13 protein-coding genes are annotated in these 17675 nt (G+C 72.4%); 6 read left to right on the plus strand and 7 right to left on the minus strand.

Annotated elements, in window-relative coordinates:
- Positions 1 to 46 precede the first annotated feature (46 nt).
- Positions 47 to 1612, plus strand: coding sequence for an ATP-binding protein (locus MYMAC_RS13740; protein ID WP_095958409.1), 1566 nt, complete (start codon positions 47 to 49; stop codon positions 1610 to 1612).
- Positions 1609 to 2763: a hypothetical protein gene (locus MYMAC_RS13745; protein WP_095958410.1), complete on the plus strand. Its 1155-nt coding sequence runs from the start codon at positions 1609 to 1611 to the stop codon at positions 2761 to 2763. The genes MYMAC_RS13740 and MYMAC_RS13745 overlap by 4 nt, the downstream gene beginning before the upstream one ends.
- 12 nt (positions 2764 to 2775) lie before the next feature.
- On the opposite strand, the gene MYMAC_RS13750 is transcribed toward MYMAC_RS13745, so the two are convergent.
- Positions 2776 to 4263, minus strand: a complete 1488-nt coding sequence (locus tag MYMAC_RS13750; protein ID WP_095961577.1) for a phytoene desaturase family protein — start codon at positions 4261 to 4263, stop codon at positions 2776 to 2778.
- A gap of 259 nt (positions 4264 to 4522) precedes the next feature.
- Between MYMAC_RS13750 and MYMAC_RS13755 the strand changes: the two genes are divergently transcribed.
- The gene (locus tag MYMAC_RS13755) at positions 4523 to 5641 is read left to right on the plus strand and encodes a tetratricopeptide repeat protein (protein WP_239989518.1); all 1119 of its coding nucleotides are present in this window, start codon (positions 4523 to 4525) and stop codon (positions 5639 to 5641) included.
- A 6-nt stretch (positions 5642 to 5647) separates the two neighbouring features.
- Here the strand turns inward: MYMAC_RS13755 and MYMAC_RS13760 are convergent, their stop codons facing one another.
- The 3 genes from MYMAC_RS13760 to MYMAC_RS13770 all read right to left on the minus strand — a co-directional run bounded on the left by MYMAC_RS13760 (position 5648) and on the right by MYMAC_RS13770 (position 9124).
- Positions 5648 to 6412 (minus strand): energy transducer TonB, encoded by a 765-nt coding sequence (locus MYMAC_RS13760; protein ID WP_095958411.1) that lies wholly within the window; start codon positions 6410 to 6412, stop codon positions 5648 to 5650.
- A gap of 169 nt (positions 6413 to 6581) precedes the next feature.
- On the minus strand, positions 6582 to 7298 hold the full coding sequence (locus MYMAC_RS13765; protein WP_013939357.1) for a response regulator transcription factor: 717 nt from the start codon (positions 7296 to 7298) through the stop codon (positions 6582 to 6584).
- Positions 7295 to 9124 carry a sensor histidine kinase gene (locus tag MYMAC_RS13770; protein ID WP_095958412.1) on the minus strand — a complete coding sequence of 610 codons (1830 nt, stop codon included), beginning with the start codon at positions 9122 to 9124 and terminating at the stop codon, positions 7295 to 7297. Before MYMAC_RS13770 ends, MYMAC_RS13765 begins: the two co-directional genes overlap by 4 nt.
- A gap of 186 nt (positions 9125 to 9310) precedes the next feature.
- On the opposite strand from MYMAC_RS13770, the gene MYMAC_RS13775 reads away from it, so the two are divergent.
- Complete coding sequence (locus MYMAC_RS13775) at positions 9311 to 10057, plus strand: pyridoxal-phosphate dependent enzyme (RefSeq protein ID WP_013939359.1); 747 nt, start codon at positions 9311 to 9313, stop codon at positions 10055 to 10057.
- 12 nt (positions 10058 to 10069) lie between these two features.
- On the opposite strand, the gene MYMAC_RS37380 is transcribed toward MYMAC_RS13775, so the two are convergent.
- The 3 genes from MYMAC_RS37380 to MYMAC_RS37810 all read right to left on the minus strand — a co-directional run bounded on the left by MYMAC_RS37380 (position 10070) and on the right by MYMAC_RS37810 (position 14773).
- Positions 10070 to 10855, minus strand: coding sequence for a hypothetical protein (locus MYMAC_RS37380; protein ID WP_095958413.1), 786 nt, complete (start codon positions 10853 to 10855; stop codon positions 10070 to 10072).
- A 221-nt stretch (positions 10856 to 11076) separates the two neighbouring features.
- A complete protein-coding gene (locus MYMAC_RS13785; protein ID WP_095958414.1) occupies positions 11077 to 11757 on the minus strand; it encodes a hypothetical protein in 681 nt (226 codons plus the stop codon).
- A gap of 121 nt (positions 11758 to 11878) precedes the next feature.
- Positions 11879 to 14773, minus strand: a complete 2895-nt coding sequence (locus MYMAC_RS37810) for an ATP-binding protein (RefSeq protein ID WP_275663280.1) — start codon at positions 14771 to 14773, stop codon at positions 11879 to 11881.
- A 489-nt stretch (positions 14774 to 15262) separates the two neighbouring features.
- Between MYMAC_RS37810 and hppD the strand changes: the two genes are divergently transcribed.
- Both hppD and hmgA read left to right on the plus strand, forming a co-directional pair.
- Positions 15263 to 16327, plus strand: coding sequence for a 4-hydroxyphenylpyruvate dioxygenase (gene hppD / locus MYMAC_RS13795; RefSeq protein ID WP_095958415.1), 1065 nt, complete (start codon positions 15263 to 15265; stop codon positions 16325 to 16327).
- 3 nt (positions 16328 to 16330) lie between these two features.
- On the plus strand, positions 16331 to 17668 hold the full coding sequence (gene hmgA / locus MYMAC_RS13800) for a homogentisate 1,2-dioxygenase (protein WP_095958416.1): 1338 nt from the start codon (positions 16331 to 16333) through the stop codon (positions 17666 to 17668).
- Positions 17669 to 17675 lie beyond the last annotated feature (7 nt).

Consider the following 17675-nt stretch of genomic DNA (forward strand, 5'->3'; position numbering starts at 1 on the left):
TCCTGCGCGCGGAACCCGGGGCTCATGGGGCCGGAGGATTGACGCCGTGTTTGCGACGCTGGTGGCATTGCCTCCCGAGGTGTCGGAGGAGGTCGAGCGAGGGATTCTCAAGTCCGACGCGGGACGGAACTGCCAGATATTGCGCGTGCCCCTCGCGGGCACCTTGCCCGATGCCATCGCCGAGGGGCTCATCGTCCTGTGGGATGATGGCGGTCCGCTGTCGGAGCTCATCACGAGCTGTCAGCGGTTGAATGCCCTGCGGGGCGTGGCCCGCACGCACCTCGTCGTGCTCACCGGGCGCACGTCGTCGGAAGCGGAGGCCCTGGCCGCGGCTGGCGTGGACGAGTGCCTGCACGCGCCCGGCGCGCATTGGGGCGTGCGCCTCGCGGGCCTGCGCCGGCGGCTCATGGCGCTGCAAGAGGGCGGCGGCGCGCCCCCGCCGCCGCTCCAGGAGACGACGGACCGCGCGCGGCTGGAGTCGCAGTGGGTGCTGGCGGACAGGATGGCGTCCATCGGCACGCTCGCCGCGGGCGTGGCGCACGAAATCAACAACCCGCTGTCGTACGTCAGCTCCAACCTCTCGTACCTGCGCGAGCTGCTCTCCCAGCCGGCGCTGTCCTACGACCAGCTCCTGGAGCTGCGGGAGGTGGTGGCCGAGGCCCAGGAGGGCGCCGGACGCGTCAGCGCGATTGTCCGCGACCTGCGCACCTTCTCCCGCGCGGACGAAGAGCTGCACGGCCCGGTGGACATGGCGCACGTGGTGGACGGCGCGCTGCGCCTGCTCCGCAACCAGATTGCGCTGCGCGCCCAGCTCACCTTCACGCTGGAGCCGGTGCTGCCCGTGCACGGCAACGAAACGCGCCTGTCCCAGATTGTCGTGAACCTCCTGCTGAACGCGCTCCAGGCCCTGCCGGACCGCGCGCCCGAGGAGAACCGGGTGCGCGTGTCCCTGCGCGCCAGCAGCGCCCGGCACGTGGAGCTGGAGGTCTCCGACAACGGGCACGGCATGGCGCCGGACGTCCAGCGCCGCATCTTCGACCCGTTCTTCTCCACCCGTCCGGTGGGGGAGGGCACCGGGCTGGGGCTGTCCATCTGCCTCACGCTGGTGCAGGCCATGGGCGGGCGCATCGAGGTCTCCAGCGCGCCGGGTTGGGGGAGCACCTTCCGCATCGTGCTGCCCACGCAGGCCGTGGGCTGGACGGAGGGCCTGGAGGCGTCGCGCGCGGCGGATCCCGTCCCGGCGCTCGCGCGCAGGCGCTTGCTGCTCATCGACGATGAGCCCTCCGTGGGCAACTCGGTGAGCCGGCTGGTGCGGGACGTCTACGAGATTCACGTCGTCCAGGACGCGCGGGAGGCGCTGCGGCTGCTCTCCATGGGCGAGCGCTTCGACGCCATCCTCTGCGACGTGATGATGCCCGGCATGAGCGGGCTGGACTTCGTGGTGGAGCTGGAGCGGCTGGCGCCGGAGCTCGCGCTGCGCACCGGGTTGATGACGGGCGGCGCCTTCACCGCGCAGGCGCGTGAGTTCGTGGGCCGCCGCACGCGGGGGCTGCTGGAGAAGCCCTTCGAGCGCGAGCGCCTGTGCACCTTCGTGGAGCACCTCTTTCAATGAGCCGGGCCGTGCGGCGGACGCTGGCGGCGTCGCTTTTGGCGCTGCTGGCCGCGGGCCTCCTGGTGGTGCCGGGGTGGTTGCGGGGCCTGTCATTGGTGGTGCGCGCGGCGGGCATGCAGGGCGCCGCGCAGACGGCCATCGCGGACTGGCGCACCGTGCCCTTCGACGTGAGTGATTTGCGCGTGCCCACGCGGCACGGGCTGGTGCGCGCGCGGCTGTACCGGCCGGTGACGCAGCGCGGGCGCACGATGGTGCTGACCTCGGGGGTCCACGCGGACGGAATCGACGAGCCCCGGCTGGTGAAGCTGGCCGAGGACCTGGCCATGGGCGGCCAGGCGGTGCTCACGCCGGAGCCCGCGGACCTGCTGCGCTACGAAATCACCCCGCGGCTGCCGGACATCATCGAGGACGCCGCCGTGTGGGCCGCCTCGCAGGCGGACTTGGCGCCCGACGGCAAGGTGGACCTGTTCGGCATCAGCTTCTCCGGCGGCCTGTCGGTGGTGGCCGCGGGGCGGCCCGCCCTCAAGGAGCGGGTGGCGGCCACGCTCTCCTTCGGGGGCCATGGCGACCTGCCGCGCGTGCTCACCTTCCTGTGCTCCGGCGAGCTGCCGGATGGGAGCCACCTGGCGCCGCACGACTACGGCGTGGTCATCATCCTGCTCAACGTGGCGGACAAGCTGGTGCCGGCCGAGCAGGTGGAGCCCTTGCGCGCGGGCATCCGGACCTTCCTGCGCGCGTCCCATCAGGCCATGGTGGATGGGCGGCTCGCGGCGGAGACGTTCGCCAGGGCGCGGGCGCTCCAGGCGGAGCTGCCGGAGCCGGCGGCCACGCTGATGGGCTACGTGAATACGCGCGACGTGGCGGCGCTGGGGCCGCGCCTGCTGCCCTTCGTGAAGACGTTCGCCGCGGACCCGGCCCTGTCGCCGGAGCGCTCGCCGCCGCCCTCCGCGCCCGTCTTCCTGCTGCATGGCGCGGGGGACACGGTGATTCCCGCCAAGGAGTCCGCCCGGCTTGCCGCGGTGCTGCGCCCCCACACCGAGGTCCACGCGCTGGCCACGCCGCTCATCACCCACGCGGAGGTGGACGGGCCCCAGGCGTGGGCGGACGTGTGGCGGCTGGTGCGCTTCTGGGCGGCGCTGCTCGACGCCTGAGGGGCGGTTGTCTCAGCGCCGCGAGGCGATGCTGGCGGCGGTGCGTACGCCGCCCACCGCGGTGGCCAGGGTGCTCTGGCCGGGGAACACCGAGTCCCCCACCAGCCACAGCCCGTCGCGGACTTGAAAGGGGCCCAGGTGCCGGTAGTTCGCCAGGCCCGCGCGCCGGGGAACGCCGCCCACCGCGCCGCCGTCTCGCTGGGTGAAGCGTTGGTAGGTGCGCGGTGAAGCCGTCATCGCGTGCGTGAGGCCCGCCACCCACTCGGGCGCCAGCCGCCTCAGGCCCTGGCCCATCCGCGCCTGGATGCGCTCCACGTAGCCGCGCTGCGCCTCCGCGGGGAGCTGGGACAGCGTCGTCAGCGGGACGTGGGTGGACACCGTCACGGTGCGGTGGCCCGGGGGCGCGCGCCCCGCGTCCGCTTCCCCGCTGATGGACATGAACAGGTGGTTGCCCTCGATGAAGGGCGCGGACGCGTCCTGCACCAGCTCCAGGTGATGGGCCTGCCCGTGGGCACCCGCTGGCGCGCGCACCACCAGGTAGTGCATCGCCGCGCCCCAGCCGGACTCGACGGCGCGCGACAGCCTGTCCAGCCGGGGCAGGCGGTCCAAGGGGACGTCCAGCAGCCGGCTCAAGCTCCTGGGGAGCACGTTGGCCACCACGTGGCGCGCCCGCAGCTCGCCCCTGCGCGCCGTCACGCTCCAGCCGCCCGGGACAGGCGTCACGGCCTTCACCCGGTTGGCCAGCAGGACGGTGCCGCCCTGGGCCTCCACCGCGCCCGCCAGGGCCCGCGCGAGCTGACCGATGCGGCCCCGGACATGGCCGGTGCCGCGCCAGTAGTAGTCCATGGCGGCCAGGGCGAAGGGGGCCTCCGCCTCGGCCGCGCTGCACTGGACCGTTATCTGGCAGAGCGCGTCCAGGTAGGTGCGCAGCGGCGTGAAGCTTGCGAGCCCCAGGTGCTCCAGCACCGCGCCCAGGGGGCGGCCCAGCCACCGCAGCAGCGGGGGATAGTGAAGCGCGCGGCCCGCGTGGCGCAGCAGGGCCCGCGGGTCCAGCGGGGGCAACAGCGTCGGGTCATCGAAGAGCGGCCACAGGGCGCCAGCCACCCGCGCCTGGAGCGCGAAGAGGCGGCGGACCGCGGGCGCGGGCGCGCCGGGCAGGGCGCACAGGGACTCGACGAAGCGCGCGCGGTCCCGGTGCACGGCGAGCCGCGCGGTGGGCGTCCGCAGCTCCACCACCGGATCCAACCAGTCCACCGTCACGGGCAGCGCGAGCTCCCGAATCCACCGGCCGAAGAGCTGGTGCGGCTCGAAGCCGGAGAAGAGCGTGGCGCCGGACTCGAAGGCATGGCCGCCCCGCTGGAAGGTGCTGGCGCAGCCGCCGGGGTAGTTCAGCGACTCGCACAGCGCCACGCGAGCGCCACGCCGGGCCAGCTCCAGCGCGGTGGCCAGTCCGCCAAAGCCCGCGCCCACCACCACCGCGTCGTACCAGGTGCTCGGCATCGTCCGTGCCTCGAAAGCCGCGGCGGCCTGGAGGACGGACGGGAAGCCCGTGCCCTCGCCGCCCGGCGCCGCCACCCGGGCGGGGCGCGGCGCTGGGGTCCTAACGGAGCCGCGACGGCCTCGCGAGCCCTTTCAGGCCCCTTCGGGGATGCTTGCCTGGCGGTGGACATCGTCGAAGTGTTTCGAGGCTCCGGATGGAGGAGCTCCCGGGCATAGACTGGGGCCGCTGTCCTCGCATCCTTGGAAGGGGCTCTTGCGCGTGCGCCAATTCATCTTCGTTCTCGGCTGTGCCTCTGTCCTCGGCTGCGCGTCCACGCCGAAGCCCGTCCCGGCCGCGCCTCCCGAAGCCGCCCGGACGTCCCAGGCGGAGCAGGAGACGCCGGAGTACCTCTCGCCCTCCGAAATCATCAAGGTGCTGGAGGACTCGAAGGTGGCCTACCGGGTCGACGGCAAGGACTCGCCCCCGGGCGGGTGGGGCGACCAGCTCTGGCCCCAGCGCGTCGCCTTGATTGACGTGCCCCAGGTGGTGGTGGAGGGCGGCCGCCGCACCATCCGCGAGTGGCCCACGCCCACCGGGCTGAAGGCCCTGCTCGACGAGGCCGAGCCCCACTTCCAGGCGAAGCGCTACGACGAGGCCGCGAAGCTGTACGCCCAGGCCACCGAGCTGTGCCCGGACTGCTACGTCGGGTGGGTCTTCCGGGGCGACGCGGACTACTTCGCCGGCGACGCGGCCACCGCGCTGGCGCACTACCGCCACGCCACCACCCTCAACCCCTATGACCACCGCACCTGGTTCTTCCAGGGCAACGCCCTGGCGAAGCTGGGGCGCTTCGAGGAGGCGCTGGACTCCTGGGCGCAGTGTCTGGCGCTGAGCCCGCGCTACCCCGTCATCCGTCAGTTCTTCCGCGCCAACGCGCACCTGGGGCTGGTCATCCGCGGGGACACCATCGTCCCGCGTGGGTACGCCGAGCGCGACGCCGAAGGGGTCTCCATCCAGTTCGACCCCAACCATGACCCGGCCTGGCTGGCGTTCGCCAACTGCAAGGCCCTGTGGCTGGGCGAGCCCTCCCACCGGCGGGAGATGACGGGCTCCACCGAGGAGCAGTTCACCTCCGTGGAGGAGATGGAGTGCCTGGCCTCGGCGCTGGCCGTCCACGAAGGCCAGAAGGCGGCGGGCAACACGGACGCGTCGGACCCCACGCTGGACCGCCTGTTCGCCATCGCCCAGGAGGGGCTGCTGCTGGAGGCGGTGTTGTTCGAGGTGGGCGCGCGCGTCCACCCCCAGATCGCGCTCACCCTGGAGGATGAGCTCCGCCAGCGCCTGAAGAAGTACGTGCTCATGCACGTCCTGGTGCCGGCGGGAGGCCGAGGCGGTTGAGCCACCCTAGCGGGGCAGCTTGAGCCGCAGGGTGAAGACGTAGGACACGCTCACCGGCCGGCCCTGGTACTCCACCGGCGTGTAACGGCGGCTGTGCAGCGCCTCGAGCACCGCCTCGTCCATGTGCGCCAGGCCCTTGATGACGCGGCAGTCCGTCACGTCGCCCCGCACCGTGATGACGCACTTGGCGATCATCGTGCCTTCCACGCGGGCGGCGAGCGCCTGGAGCGTGTACTCGATGCCCGCGCCGCCCATCAGCCGCGGGGGCGTCATGCCCGAGCCGAAGGGCATGACGTCGGTGCCCGTGCCCCCCATCCCAGGGCCGAGGTTCGGCACGAGCGGCACGCCAATCACGTCGCTGTCCTCGTAGCCTTCCGGGTGGCCACCGGGCACGCCCTCTCCCGGGTCCGTCACCTCGTCCGTCGCGGAGCTGGTGTCGGCGCTCGCCACCGCTTCCACCGGCTTGGGCGGCGCGTCCACCACCGGCGGCGGCACGCGGGCGGGCACGCGGTCCTTGTTGCGCGGACGCGGACGCGGGCGCGGCGCGGTGGCGGCCTTGGGCCGCGCGGGGGCCGGCGAGCCCTTCGCCAGGCGCGGCGCCTGACTCACGCGGAGCACCAGCTCCTTCGGCTCCGGAGGCTCCGTGGGGCCCTGCGGCCTCCCGGAGATGAAGAGCACCGCCCCGAACAGTGCCGCATGCAGGGCGATGGACACCCACACGCCCGTGCCAAGACGTCCAGCCCGCTGCCGCTCGATGACCGACTTGAACATTCCGGATGGCCTCCCTCTGCGTCAGGCGCTCCCGGTGGCCGGCCGCGCGCGGGCGGACGGCACCGGCGGGGACGGGTGGCTTCGGAGCGCCCTGTCCACGCACGAGTCAACCTACGGAGTCGGGGCCCGCGAATGGCGGAGGGCCGGCCATCCCTTCGTCATGGTTGTGTCATGACGAGGAGACCTCCATGCGGTAGCCCACGCCCCGGATGGTGTGGATGGAGAAGCCGGAGGCGCTGGTCCACCCCAGCTTCTTCTTCAAGTTGGAGACGAAGTTGTCCACCGTGCGCGGGTCCACCACCACGTCCCGGCCCCACACGGCGTCCAGGATTTCCCCCCGGGGCAGGGCCCGGTCCTGGTGCCGCAGCAGGAAGGCCAGCAGGTCGAACTCCGTGCGCGTCAGCTCCACGACGGAGCCGTCCGGGCGCGACACCTGCCGCCGGCCCAGGTCCAGGGTGAAGCCGCTGAAGCCCATCTGCTCCGGGGGCGCCGTGCCGGAGCGGCGCACCAGGGCGCGCACCCGGGCCAGCAGCTCCCGCAGCCGGTAGGGCTTGGTGAGGTAGTCCTGCGCGCCCACCTCGAAGCCCTTGAGGATGTCGTCCTCCAGCGAGCGCGCGGTGAGCATCAACACCATGCTCTTGTTGCCCTGTGTCCGCAGCCGGCGGCAGAAGCTGTAGCCGTCCTCGCCGGGCAGCATGACGTCCAGGATGAGCAGGTCGAACGCGCGCTCCGCGAGCAGCCGCTCCGCGTCGCGGGTGTTGGGCGCCTCGGCGACGAGGTAGCCCTCGTCCAGCAGGTTGTCCCGGAGGCCGACGCGCAGGTGGGCATCGTCCTCGACGATGAGGACGGAGGGACGCGAGGGGAGGGTGGAAGTGGCGGTGTTCATCGAGCCGGCTCGTTGAATATCAGCGCGAAGGTGGTGCCGTCGGGCCCCGATGACGCCACCTGGATGTCGCCCCGGTGCAGCTTCATGATTCTGCGGCACAGGGCAAGCCCCAGCCCGCTGCCATGGACCTCCGGGCCGGGCAGCGTCAGCCGGTAGAAGTCCAGGAAGGCGTTCTCCCATTCCGACTCCGGGATGCCGATGCCGTTGTCCTGGAACAGCACCGTGCAGCCGTAGCCGGGAATCGCCTGGGCGCGGATGGAGATTTCAATGGGGTTGCTGCGGTTGTAGGCGCAGGCATTGCGGCCCAGGTTGGAGAACAGCATCCGCAAGAGGCCCGGGTCCGCCTCCAGCTCCACGCCCTCCATGTCCGCGGTGATGTGGACGGGGACGGTGGTGGCGTTGGCCAGGTCATCCCGCAGGGGATTGATGAGCTCCTCCAGCCGCACGCGGGAGGTCCGCGGCGTCCAGCGCCCCTTGTCGATGCGGTTGAACGACAGGATGTTCTCCACCAGGAAGTGCAGCCCATCCGCGGCCTGGACGATGCGCGCCGGGTAGTCCCGCACCTCTGGCGTCCGCGCCAGCTTGCGCTCCAGCGTCTCGCCCAGCAGGCGGATGGCGGCCAGCGGCGTGCGCAGCTCGTGGGAGACGGTGGCCACGAAGTCGCTCTTGAGCTCCAGGAAGCGGTACTTGCGCTGCTGGGCCACCACCGCGAGCGCGACGATGGCCACCGCCAGCACGCCACACACAGCCACCAGCAGCGTCTTCAAGCCGTAGCGCGCTTCGATGTCCGCCTCCTGCCGCGCCCACTGGGGCACGTCCACCGCCAGCCGCAGGGTGCTCATGGGACGGACGGCGCCGCCCACGCGCAGCCGCAGGCGCCCCGTGGCGTCGAAGATGCCGCGCGCCTCCATGTCCTGGGTGATGGGCTGGAGCAGCTCCTCCAGGTCCACCGCGATGCCGTACACCGCCTCGCCGCGCGGCGCCATGTACCAGGACTCGCCCAGCAGCGTGGGCTCGTGGAGCTCCTCGGGAATCACCAGCATGCCCGCGCCCGCCTCGTCCGCCCGGGCGAGGAAGTCGCCCGTGGGCTCGCCCAGCGCCGCGCTCACCCGGACGATGCGCGCATGGAGGAAGTGGAAGTCCGGCTGGGTGAAGCGCGAGCGCTCGCGCAGCACGTCCCGCTGCAGCCCGGACGCGCGGGCGAAGCCGCCCAGGTCCTCCGGCAGCCCCTCGCGCAGCAGGGCCCGCACCAGCGGCAGGGTGGCGGGGCCTCGCTGGAGCCGCTCCACCACCACCAGGAGGAAGGGGAGCTCCTGCTCCGGCGGCAGCCGGTTCGCGGCGTGGTGGCGCAGCAACGCCTCCACGCGCGTGGCCGCGCCTCGTGTGTCCTGGGCCGCCAGCGCCGCCTCCACCGCGCGCAGGCGCGTGAGGCGGGGCTCCCAGTCCTCCGCGGAGGCGCCGTCCTTCAGCCGGGCGCCCAGCCGCGCGTGCAGGTCGCGCGCGGGCGTCTGGGGGCCCGGCATGGGGATGGTGAGGCGCGGCAGGAACTGGTAGCCGCGGAAGTTGAGGTAGTAGCCCTCGCCCGGCTCCAGCGGGTCCCCCACGGCGGCGTGGAGGGTGGGGATGCTCTCGTCGAGCCGCTTCGCCAGGGTCTGCCGCAGCGCCTCCTCGGCCGCGTGGGCCAGGGCGTCCCGGCGCGAGCGGAGCTGGGCGTGGGCGTCGTCGCGCTCCTGGCCGAAGATGCGCTGGAGGCTGACCAGCCCCCAGCCCAGGGCCAGGAGGCCACAACCCAGGGCGACGAGCGTAGGAAGGAGCCGGCGCAGCATGTGGAGCCGCCGCCGACTATCGCACAGCCGCCTCGCCCCCGAGTCTTTTCGCTTCCGCCTCCTGGCCGGGGCGAGTGTCCTGGGCCGGTGGGCGGGCGGACTCCGGGTCCACGGCCGGACAGCGCTCGCGCGGCCCGGCTGGCGTGGGGCGTCCCTACCGGGGAGGGTGGGGACGGAGGTTCACGCATGCGCGTCGTGTTTCCCTTGTCACGGCCCTGGCCGGGGGGGCCGGTGGTGCTCTGGGGTGGAGCGCTTCCGGCCGGCAGTCTCAAGTACCTGACCTTCTCCCATTACCTCCAGTCCGCGCCCGCGGAGACCAAGGGGCTGGTGGAGCTGTCGGGCGCGTCATCGGCGCTGGCGCTGGACGCGCTGGGCCGCGAGCGCGGGCTGCCCGTGGTGGCCCTGACGGACACGCTGGGCACCGCCTACCTGCGCGCGAATGGCTTCGGTGGCGAGGTGCGCACCGTGCACGGCTTCACCCAGGCCTGGGAGCTGGCGCTGGACTACGAGCGCCAGGGCTGGTTCTGGCCGAGGCAGCTCGCCAATGGCGCGTTGGTGGAGAGCGTGGAGTCCTGGACCACGCGCCTGCTGGACGTCGTCCAGGACGTGTACCCCGCCGTGCGCTGCGTGGTGTGCGGCTTCGGCACGGGCGCCACCGTGGCGGGGTTGCACCGGCCCTTCGCGGCCGCCGGCTACGACGTGGTGGGCCTGCAGCCCGCGCCGGGCAGGGTGATGCCGGGCTGGCGGCGCTGGGCGGAGCAGAGCCTGGGCTCCAAGGACCTCTTCTACCCCTACCGCGAGGACGTGCCCCTGGAGACGGCGGACGCGAAGGCGGTGGACGCGCTCGCCGCGCTCCTGGCCTGGGCGCGCGAGGAGCGGCGCCCGGAGGAGGTGCTGGTCATCTCCCACAACGGGAGGCCCCCGTTCGAATGACGGGGGCCTTCGTCACGGCGTGGCCGCGTTGCCTCGGCCGCGGCCTCCGGCCCGGCCCCCCGGCGGCGCGCTCCAGCGGCGGTCCTCGCGGCGCAGCGACTGGTACTGGGCGCGCTGGCTCTCATCGAGGATGGCGTTCATCTCCTGGTCGGTCTGCTGCGTCTCCGTGCGCAGCGCCTGGCGCATGTCGCGCATCGTCTTCGTGCCGGCGCGGACCTCGTCGATGAGCGCCTGACGCCTGGTGGCCTCGGCCTCCATCCGGCGCGTCAGCGTCTGCTCCTGGTTGTAGTTCAGCCGCGCGTCGGTGATGAACTTGCGCACGCGCTCCTGCTGCTGCGCCTGCTGCTGGACCTGCGCCTGCTGCCACTGCTGCTGGCGCTCCGCGCGCTGCTCGTCCCGCATCTCGCTCTGGACGTCGCGCACCGCGTCCTTGAGGAACGCCTTGCCTCCCTCGGAGTTCAGCGCCTCGCCGGCGACCAGGCCCCGGACCTCGTCACGCAGCTGCTCCACCTCCGCGGCCAGCGCGGGCGATGCCGCGGACGGAACCACCTTTCCATCCGCCGTCACCGTGGGCCGCCGCTCCACCTCCATCAGGCGGCGGGACAGGCCGACGGCGGTGTCCTCCAGCGCCTTGAGCCGGCGCTCCAGGCTGATGACGTCCGCGGCGGCGCTGGCGGGCTGCTCCGCCGGAGCGGCAGGGGAGGGCGGAGCCTGCACCGCTTCACGCGGGCTCCAGAGGGCCACCACGAGCGCCGTGGCGGCCAGGACGAGGGCGGCAATATGGGCGAGCTTGTTCACGTCTTCTCCGACGGGAGCTGGAACGGCTTATTCCATATCAGGTGCCGTTCCCCCCTGTCCGCCCACCCGCCAGGGCGGAAGCGGGCCCCCGCCGGGCCCGCTTCAGGCGCCTGGATGCCCGCCCCCCCGCGCTGGGGCCTTCCACGGCGCCCGGGGCGGCGTAGCGCCCCAGTACGTCCGGGGCCTCGGCCCGGAGGTGGCCGCTCACCGCCGGGGGCGCGTCAGTGGACGTCCCAGCGCGCGGCGATCTCCTCGCACGCCAGCCGGACATCGTTCATCCGGCGCTGCTGGGCGCGGGGGGCCTGGAAGAGGCGGCCGGCGAAGACGTCGAACACGCCCACCAGCCGGGAGTCCACCGGGCCGCGCTGCTCCAGCCGCTCCTCCGCGTACCGCTGGAGCACCGTGGCGATGTACTGCCCGGAGCGCTCGTCCAGCGGCGTGTGCTTGGAGAAGTAGAGCTTCAACAGCCCGGAGCGCATCATCCCCTGGGCGTCCACGCTGCGCAGCAGCACGTCCGGACGCACGCTGATGTCCACGCCCGCCAGCGCCAGCGGCGGCAGGCCCGCGTCCACGGGACTGGCAATCGCCTGGGTGGCCAGCCCCCCCGCCGCCACCAGGCAGCGCTGGAGCGCCTCCGCGCACAGGGCCAGCCGGTGCTCGTCGTAGTCGGACTCCGGCTGGGCGTTGAGCAGCCGCCGCTGGTGGTAGCGGAGGATGACCTCGTCGCGGCCCTCGCACAGGAACTCGATGATGGCCTGGGCGGCGGCGGGGTAGCGCAGGTACCGCGCATCCACCGGGTGCTTCTGGCCCTGGATGATGCGCTTTCGCAGTGACGGCGTCGCGGTGAGGTACTGGCCCAGCTTGTTGACGGAGACGCGGGGATTCTCACGGGTGACGGTCATGGTTCGGCCTTCCTTTCCGGCTTCGGGAATGAAGGAAGACTACCGGAAGGGTCTGACATGGCCGGGGCGGCCCGGGAGGCCGCCCGCGGCAGTGGCCTTCCGCCCTGACGGGTAGGGCGCCTCAGCCCCGGTGGGGATGCCGCCGGGTGGCCATGGAGGCGATGACGGCCATCAGCTCCACGGGCTCGATGGGCTTGGGCACGTGGGTGTCGAAGCCCGCCAGCAGCGCGCGCGTCCGGTCCTCCATGCGGGTGTAGGCCGTCAGCGCCACCGCGGGGATGGCGCCGCCCTGTTCCGGGGGCAGGGCGCGCACGCGGGTGATGAAGCGGTACCCGTCCTCCCGCGGCATGCCGACGTCCGAGACGAGCACGTCGAAGGTGCCCTCGCGGAGCTTCCCCAGCCCTTCGTCCGCCGAGCTGGCCGTGGTGACGATGCCGCCACACGTCTCGGTGATGCTGCGCAAGAGCTCGCGCGTGTCCTCCTCGTCATCCACGATGAGCAGCCGGAGCCCCGCGAGCTGGGGCGGGCAGGGGATGTCCTGCTCCGCCAGCGGGCCGCGGAGGGCCGGCGGCACCAGGAGCTCCCGGCGCAGCGCCACGGCCTGGGGCAGGCTCACCACGAAGGTGGCGCCCCTGCCTTCGCCCTCGCTGGAGGCCGTCACGGTGCCGCCGTGCAGCTCCACCAGGTGCCGGACGATGGACAGGCCCAGGCCCAGGCCTCCGGCCTTGCGCGTGGTGCTGCCGTCCGCCTGCCGGAAGCGCTCGAAGACGTGGGGCAGGAACTGCGCGGAGATGCCCTGGCCGGTGTCCGCGACGGTGATCTCCACCGCCGAGTTGCGCCGCTCCACCAGCACCTGGACGCGGCCGCCCTTGGGGGTGAACTTCACGGCGTTGGACAGCAGGTTCCACACCACCTGCTGCAGGCGGCTCGTGTCACCCATGATGGTCCCGCCCGAGTCGAGCGCGGCCTGCACGCGGATGCCCTTGGCCTCGGCGGCGGGCCGCAGCGAATCGAGCGCCGCCTCGACGACCTGACTCACGTCGACGGACGACACCTCCAGCTTCAGCTTGCCCGTCATGATGCGGCTCACGTCGAGCAGGTCCTCCACGAGCTGCCCCTGCGCGCGCGCGTTGCGCTCCACCGTGGCGAGCGCCCGCTCCCGCTTCTCCGGACTCAAGGTCCCCGTCCGCAGCATCTGCACCCAGCCCAGCACCGCGGTGAGCGGGGTGCGCAGCTCGTGGGAGACGGTGGCCAGGAACTCGTCCTTGAGCCGGTTGGCCTCCTCCGCTTCCGCGCGCGCTGCCCGCTCCCGTTCGAGCAGCCGCTCCCGCTCCGCCGCCAACCGCTGCTGCTCGCGGATGTCCCGGCTCACGGTGGCGATGCCAATCTGGCGCTGGGTGCCGTGCTCCAGCAGGGCGAAGCTGTTGTACTGCGCCGGGATGGGGGCGCCCGTCGGGAAGTGCCGGAAGCGGAACTCCCCCTCCCACCGGCCACCGTGGAGGATGGCGGGCGCGATGTGCTCGTCCACGAACGCCTGGTCCTCGGGCAGGAAGAAGTCCAGCAGGTGGTAGCGGGTGATGTCTTCATCCCGCTTCAAGCCCAGCAGCCTCCGCCCCGCCTCGTTCACCCAGACGGCCTGTCCCGAGGCGTTCCCCACCCCGATGAAGTCGGGGGACTGCTCGACGATGGTGGCCAGCCGCTCGCGCTCCAGCTCGGCGCTGCGCCGCTCGGTGACGTCCTGCAGGGCCCCGACGACGCGGTCGGGCCGGCCCTGGGCGTCGAAGTGCGTCTTCACCATGGCCAGCAGGAAGCGCTCCTGGCCGTCCCAGCCCCGCACGCGGCACTCCAGGCGGATGGCGCCCGCGCCCGGGCGCAGCGCCTGTTCAATGGTGCGCCGCGCCCGCTCCACGTCGTCGGGGTGGAGCCGGGCCGCGGCCTCCGCCAGGGTGGGAGCCTTCCCGGGCGGCAGCCCCAGGTGCTGCAGGGCGCGCTCGTCCCACGCCAACGTGCCCCGCGCGTACTGCAGCTCCACGACCCCCAGCAGGCCGGCGTCCAGCGCCATCCGCAGGCGCTCCTCGCTGGCGCGCAGCGCGGCCTCCGCCTCGGCCCGCCGGGCCACCTCCGCCTCGGCGCGGGTCCGGGCCTCCTGGGCGTGGGCGAAGGCCTCGCGCTCGGCGCGCTTCTCCTGCTCCACGGCCAGGTGGGTGGCCAGCTCGCGCGCCAGGTCCTCGAAGAACTGGCGGTAGTTGGCGTCAAAGCGCAGCCGCGGGCTGATGCCCAGGACGACCACGCCCCGGAGCCTGTCCGCGCCGGTGCGCCGCATGGGCAGGGCCAGCGCCGCCTCCGTGGGCTCGGGCCAGGGGCCCGTGTGGCGGGCGCCCAGCAGCGACGGCGCCGACTCCAGCAGCACCGGGGCGTTCGAGTCCGCGGCCTGGTTCGCGGCCCCTGTGACGCGGCCCAGCTCCAGGGCGGCGTGCTCCGCGAGCCCTTCGAGCCCCGTGGACTCCTTGAGCACCAGGCGCTGTTCGCCCTCGTCCCAGTGGTAGATGAGGGCGAAGGGGATGTCCTTGGGGTTGTCCGCCAGGGCGCGGATGGCGTCCGTGGTCGCGCTCTCCGGCGGGGCGTTCAGCCGGGGCGCCAGCGCGCGAATCGTCGCCAGCCGGCGCTCGCCGAGCACCACGTCCGTGACCTCGAAGACGACCTGGAGGATGCCCTGGATGGCGCCCTCGTCGTCCCGGAGCGGGCTGAAGTCGAAGGTGAAGTAGGCCTCTTCATTGAACCCGTACCGGGTGAGCATGAAGAAGGTCTTCTCCACCTGGGTGACCTCACCCGTCTCCAGGAGCTTGCGCATCCAGGGGTGGATGACGGGATAGGTGTCCGGCCAGCACTCGCGGTAGGTGGCGCCCAGGTAGCGCGGGTGCCGCGGGCCCATGATGACCGCGTAGCCGTCGTTGTAGAGCTGGATGAGCTCCTGCCCCCAGAAGATGATGGCGGGCGCCGGCATCTCCAGAATCATGGCGACGAAGGACTTCAGCGGGCGGGGCCAGGACGCGTAGGGCCCCAGCTTCGTGCGGCTCCAGTCGTGAGCGCGAAGGAGCTCGCCAAGTTCGCCACCGGGAACGGGAAGTTGAGTCTGGGAAGTGAGCGGGTTCACGCGGTCGGTCGGGGGCGAATGGGAGCTGGGCTATCCAGATATGCAGCCTGCCTCGTCCTGTCCGGGCGCGTCCGGTCGAATCACGGCGAGGCAGGGGGGCGAGCGCTTCGAGCACGGCCACCGCCCGGCCGTGAACAGCTTTCCTCCGCCGTCGCCGGGCCTCACCTGAAGGTGGATTCACGACGCGGGGCGTTGTGCAATGCCCTGACAGTCTCTGGCAGGTCTTTGTACTTTTTCTGCAGGCGACGCGTTCCTACTTTCGACTGGGAAGACGCTCCCGAGCCGGGGGCGTTCCGTTGACTCGCGCGCGGCGTGAAGGCCCGCGCTTCGGCAAAGCATGGAGGCGGCGTCATGGCGGATACGGCAGAGAACCCTCTGGGGCTGAACGGTTTCGAGTTCGTGGAGTTCACGAGCCCCCAGCCCGAGGTGATGGAGCGCCTCTTCGAGCGGCTGGGGTTCACCGCGTACTCCAAGCATCCGTCCAAGGCGCTGGTCCGCTACAAGCAGGGCGGCATCAACCTGCTCGTCAACCGCGAGCCGACGGGGCAGGCCGCGGACTTCCGCGCGGCGCACGGCCCGTCCGCCAGCGGCATGGCCTTCCGCGTGGCCAACGCGCGCGCCGCCTATGAGATGGCGCTGGAGCGCGGCGCCAAGGCCGCGGACCCGGAGCGGGGCTCGCTGGGCGAGGGCTCCTATGTCCTCGAGGGCATCGGCGGCAGCCTGCTCTATCTGGTGGACCGCCACGGGGCGAACGGCTCGCTCTACGACACCTGGGAGGAGATTCCCGGCGCCGAGGCGGCCGAGGCGAAGAACAGCGTGGGCCTGGAGACGCTGGACCACCTGACGCACAACGTGCGGCGGGGCCAGATGCGCACCTGGTCGTCCTTCTACAACCGCATCTTCGGCTTCACCGAGCAGAAGTACTTCGACATCAAGGGCCAGGCCACGGGCCTGTTCAGCCAGGCGATGATCGCCCCGGACCAGGCCATCCGCATCCCGCTCAACGAGAGCCAGGACGACAAGTCGCAGATTGAAGAGTTCATCCGCCAGTACAAGGGCGAGGGCATCCAGCACCTGGCGCTCACCACGCCGGACATCTACGGCACCGTGGAGCGGCTGCGGGAGCGCGGCGTGGCGCTGCAGGACACGCTCGACACGTACTACGACCTGGTGGACAAGCGCGTCCCCAACCACGGCGAGGACCTGGCGCGGATGCGGAAGAACCGCATCCTCATCGACGGCAGCGAGGAAGAGGGCCTGCTGCTCCAGATCTTCACGGAGAACCTCTTCGGCCCCATCTTCTTCGAAATCATCCAGCGCAAGGGCAACGAGGGCTTCGGGAACGGCAACTTCCAGGCGCTCTTCGAGTCCATCGAGCTGGACCAGATTCGCCGCGGCGTCATCAAGGTCGACTAGGCCGTGAGCGTCCAGCCTCCCACCGAGCTGTCGCCGGGGAGCGTCCTCAAGACGGCCCCCGGCGCCTACCTGTCCGGCTTCGGCAACGAGTTCGCCACCGAGGCGGTGCCTGGCGCGCTGCCCGAGGGACAGAACTCGCCGCAGCGGGCGCCGTTTGGCCTCTATGCCGAGCAGCTCTCCGGCTCGGCCTTCACCGCGCCGCGCCGGGAGAACCGGCGCTCGTGGCTGTACCGCCTGCGGCCCAGCGCCAGCCACCCGGCGTTCCAGCCGCTGGCGCAGGGGCTGCTGCGCAGCGGGCCCTTCGACGAGGTGCCCGCCTCGCCCAACCGGCTGCGGTGGAGCCCGCTGCCGGCGCCGTCCAAGGCCACGGACTTCGTGGACGGGCTCGTCACCTACGCGGGCAACGGGGACGCGGCGTCGGGCGCGGGCCTCAGCATCCACCTGTACGCGGCCAACCGCTCCATGGTGGACCGGGTGTTCTTCGACGCGGACGGCGAGCTGCTCATCGTCCCGCAGGCGGGGCGGCTGCGGCTGGTGACGGAGCTGGGCGTGCTGGACGTGGCGCCGGGCGACCTCGCGGTGGTGCCGCGCGGCGTGCGCTTCCGCGTGGAGCTGCCGGAGGGGCAGGCCGCCGGCTACGTCTGTGAGAACCACGGCGCGCTCTTCCGCCTGCCGGACCTGGGGCCCATTGGGGCCAACGGGCTGGCCAACCCGCGCGACTTCCTGACGCCGGTGGCGGCCTTCGAGGACGTGGACCGGCCCACGGAGGTGGTGCAGAAGTTCCAGGGGCGGCTGTGGGCGGCGCGGTACGCGCACTCCCCGCTGGACGTGGTGGCGTGGCACGGGAACCTGGCGCCGTACAAGTACGACCTGGCCCGGTTCAACACCCTCAACACGGTGAGCTTCGACCACCCGGACCCGTCCATCTTCACCGTCCTCACCTCGCCCAGCGAGGTGCCGGGCACGGCCAACTGCGACTTCGTCATCTTCCCGCCGCGGTGGATGGTGGCCGAGCACACGTTCCGGCCGCCCTGGTTCCACCGCAACGTGATGAGCGAGTTCATGGGGCTGGTGCACGGCGTCTACGACGCGAAGGCGGGCGGCTTCGCCCCGGGCGGCGCGTCCCTGCACAACTGCATGAGCGGGCACGGCCCGGACCGGACCAGCTACGAGCAGGCCGTCCAGGCGGACCTGAAGCCCCACAAAATCAAGGACACGCTGGCCTTCATGTTCGAGTCGCGCTGGGTCATCCGCCCCACGCGCTTCGCCATGGAGTCCCCGGCGCTCCAGCCGGACTACGACGCGTGCTGGGCGGGCTTCCAGAAGGCGAAGCTGCCTTGAGGGCCGC

Source organism: Corallococcus macrosporus DSM 14697 (assembly GCF_002305895.1).
GTDB lineage: Bacteria > Myxococcota > Myxococcia > Myxococcales > Myxococcaceae > Myxococcus > Myxococcus macrosporus.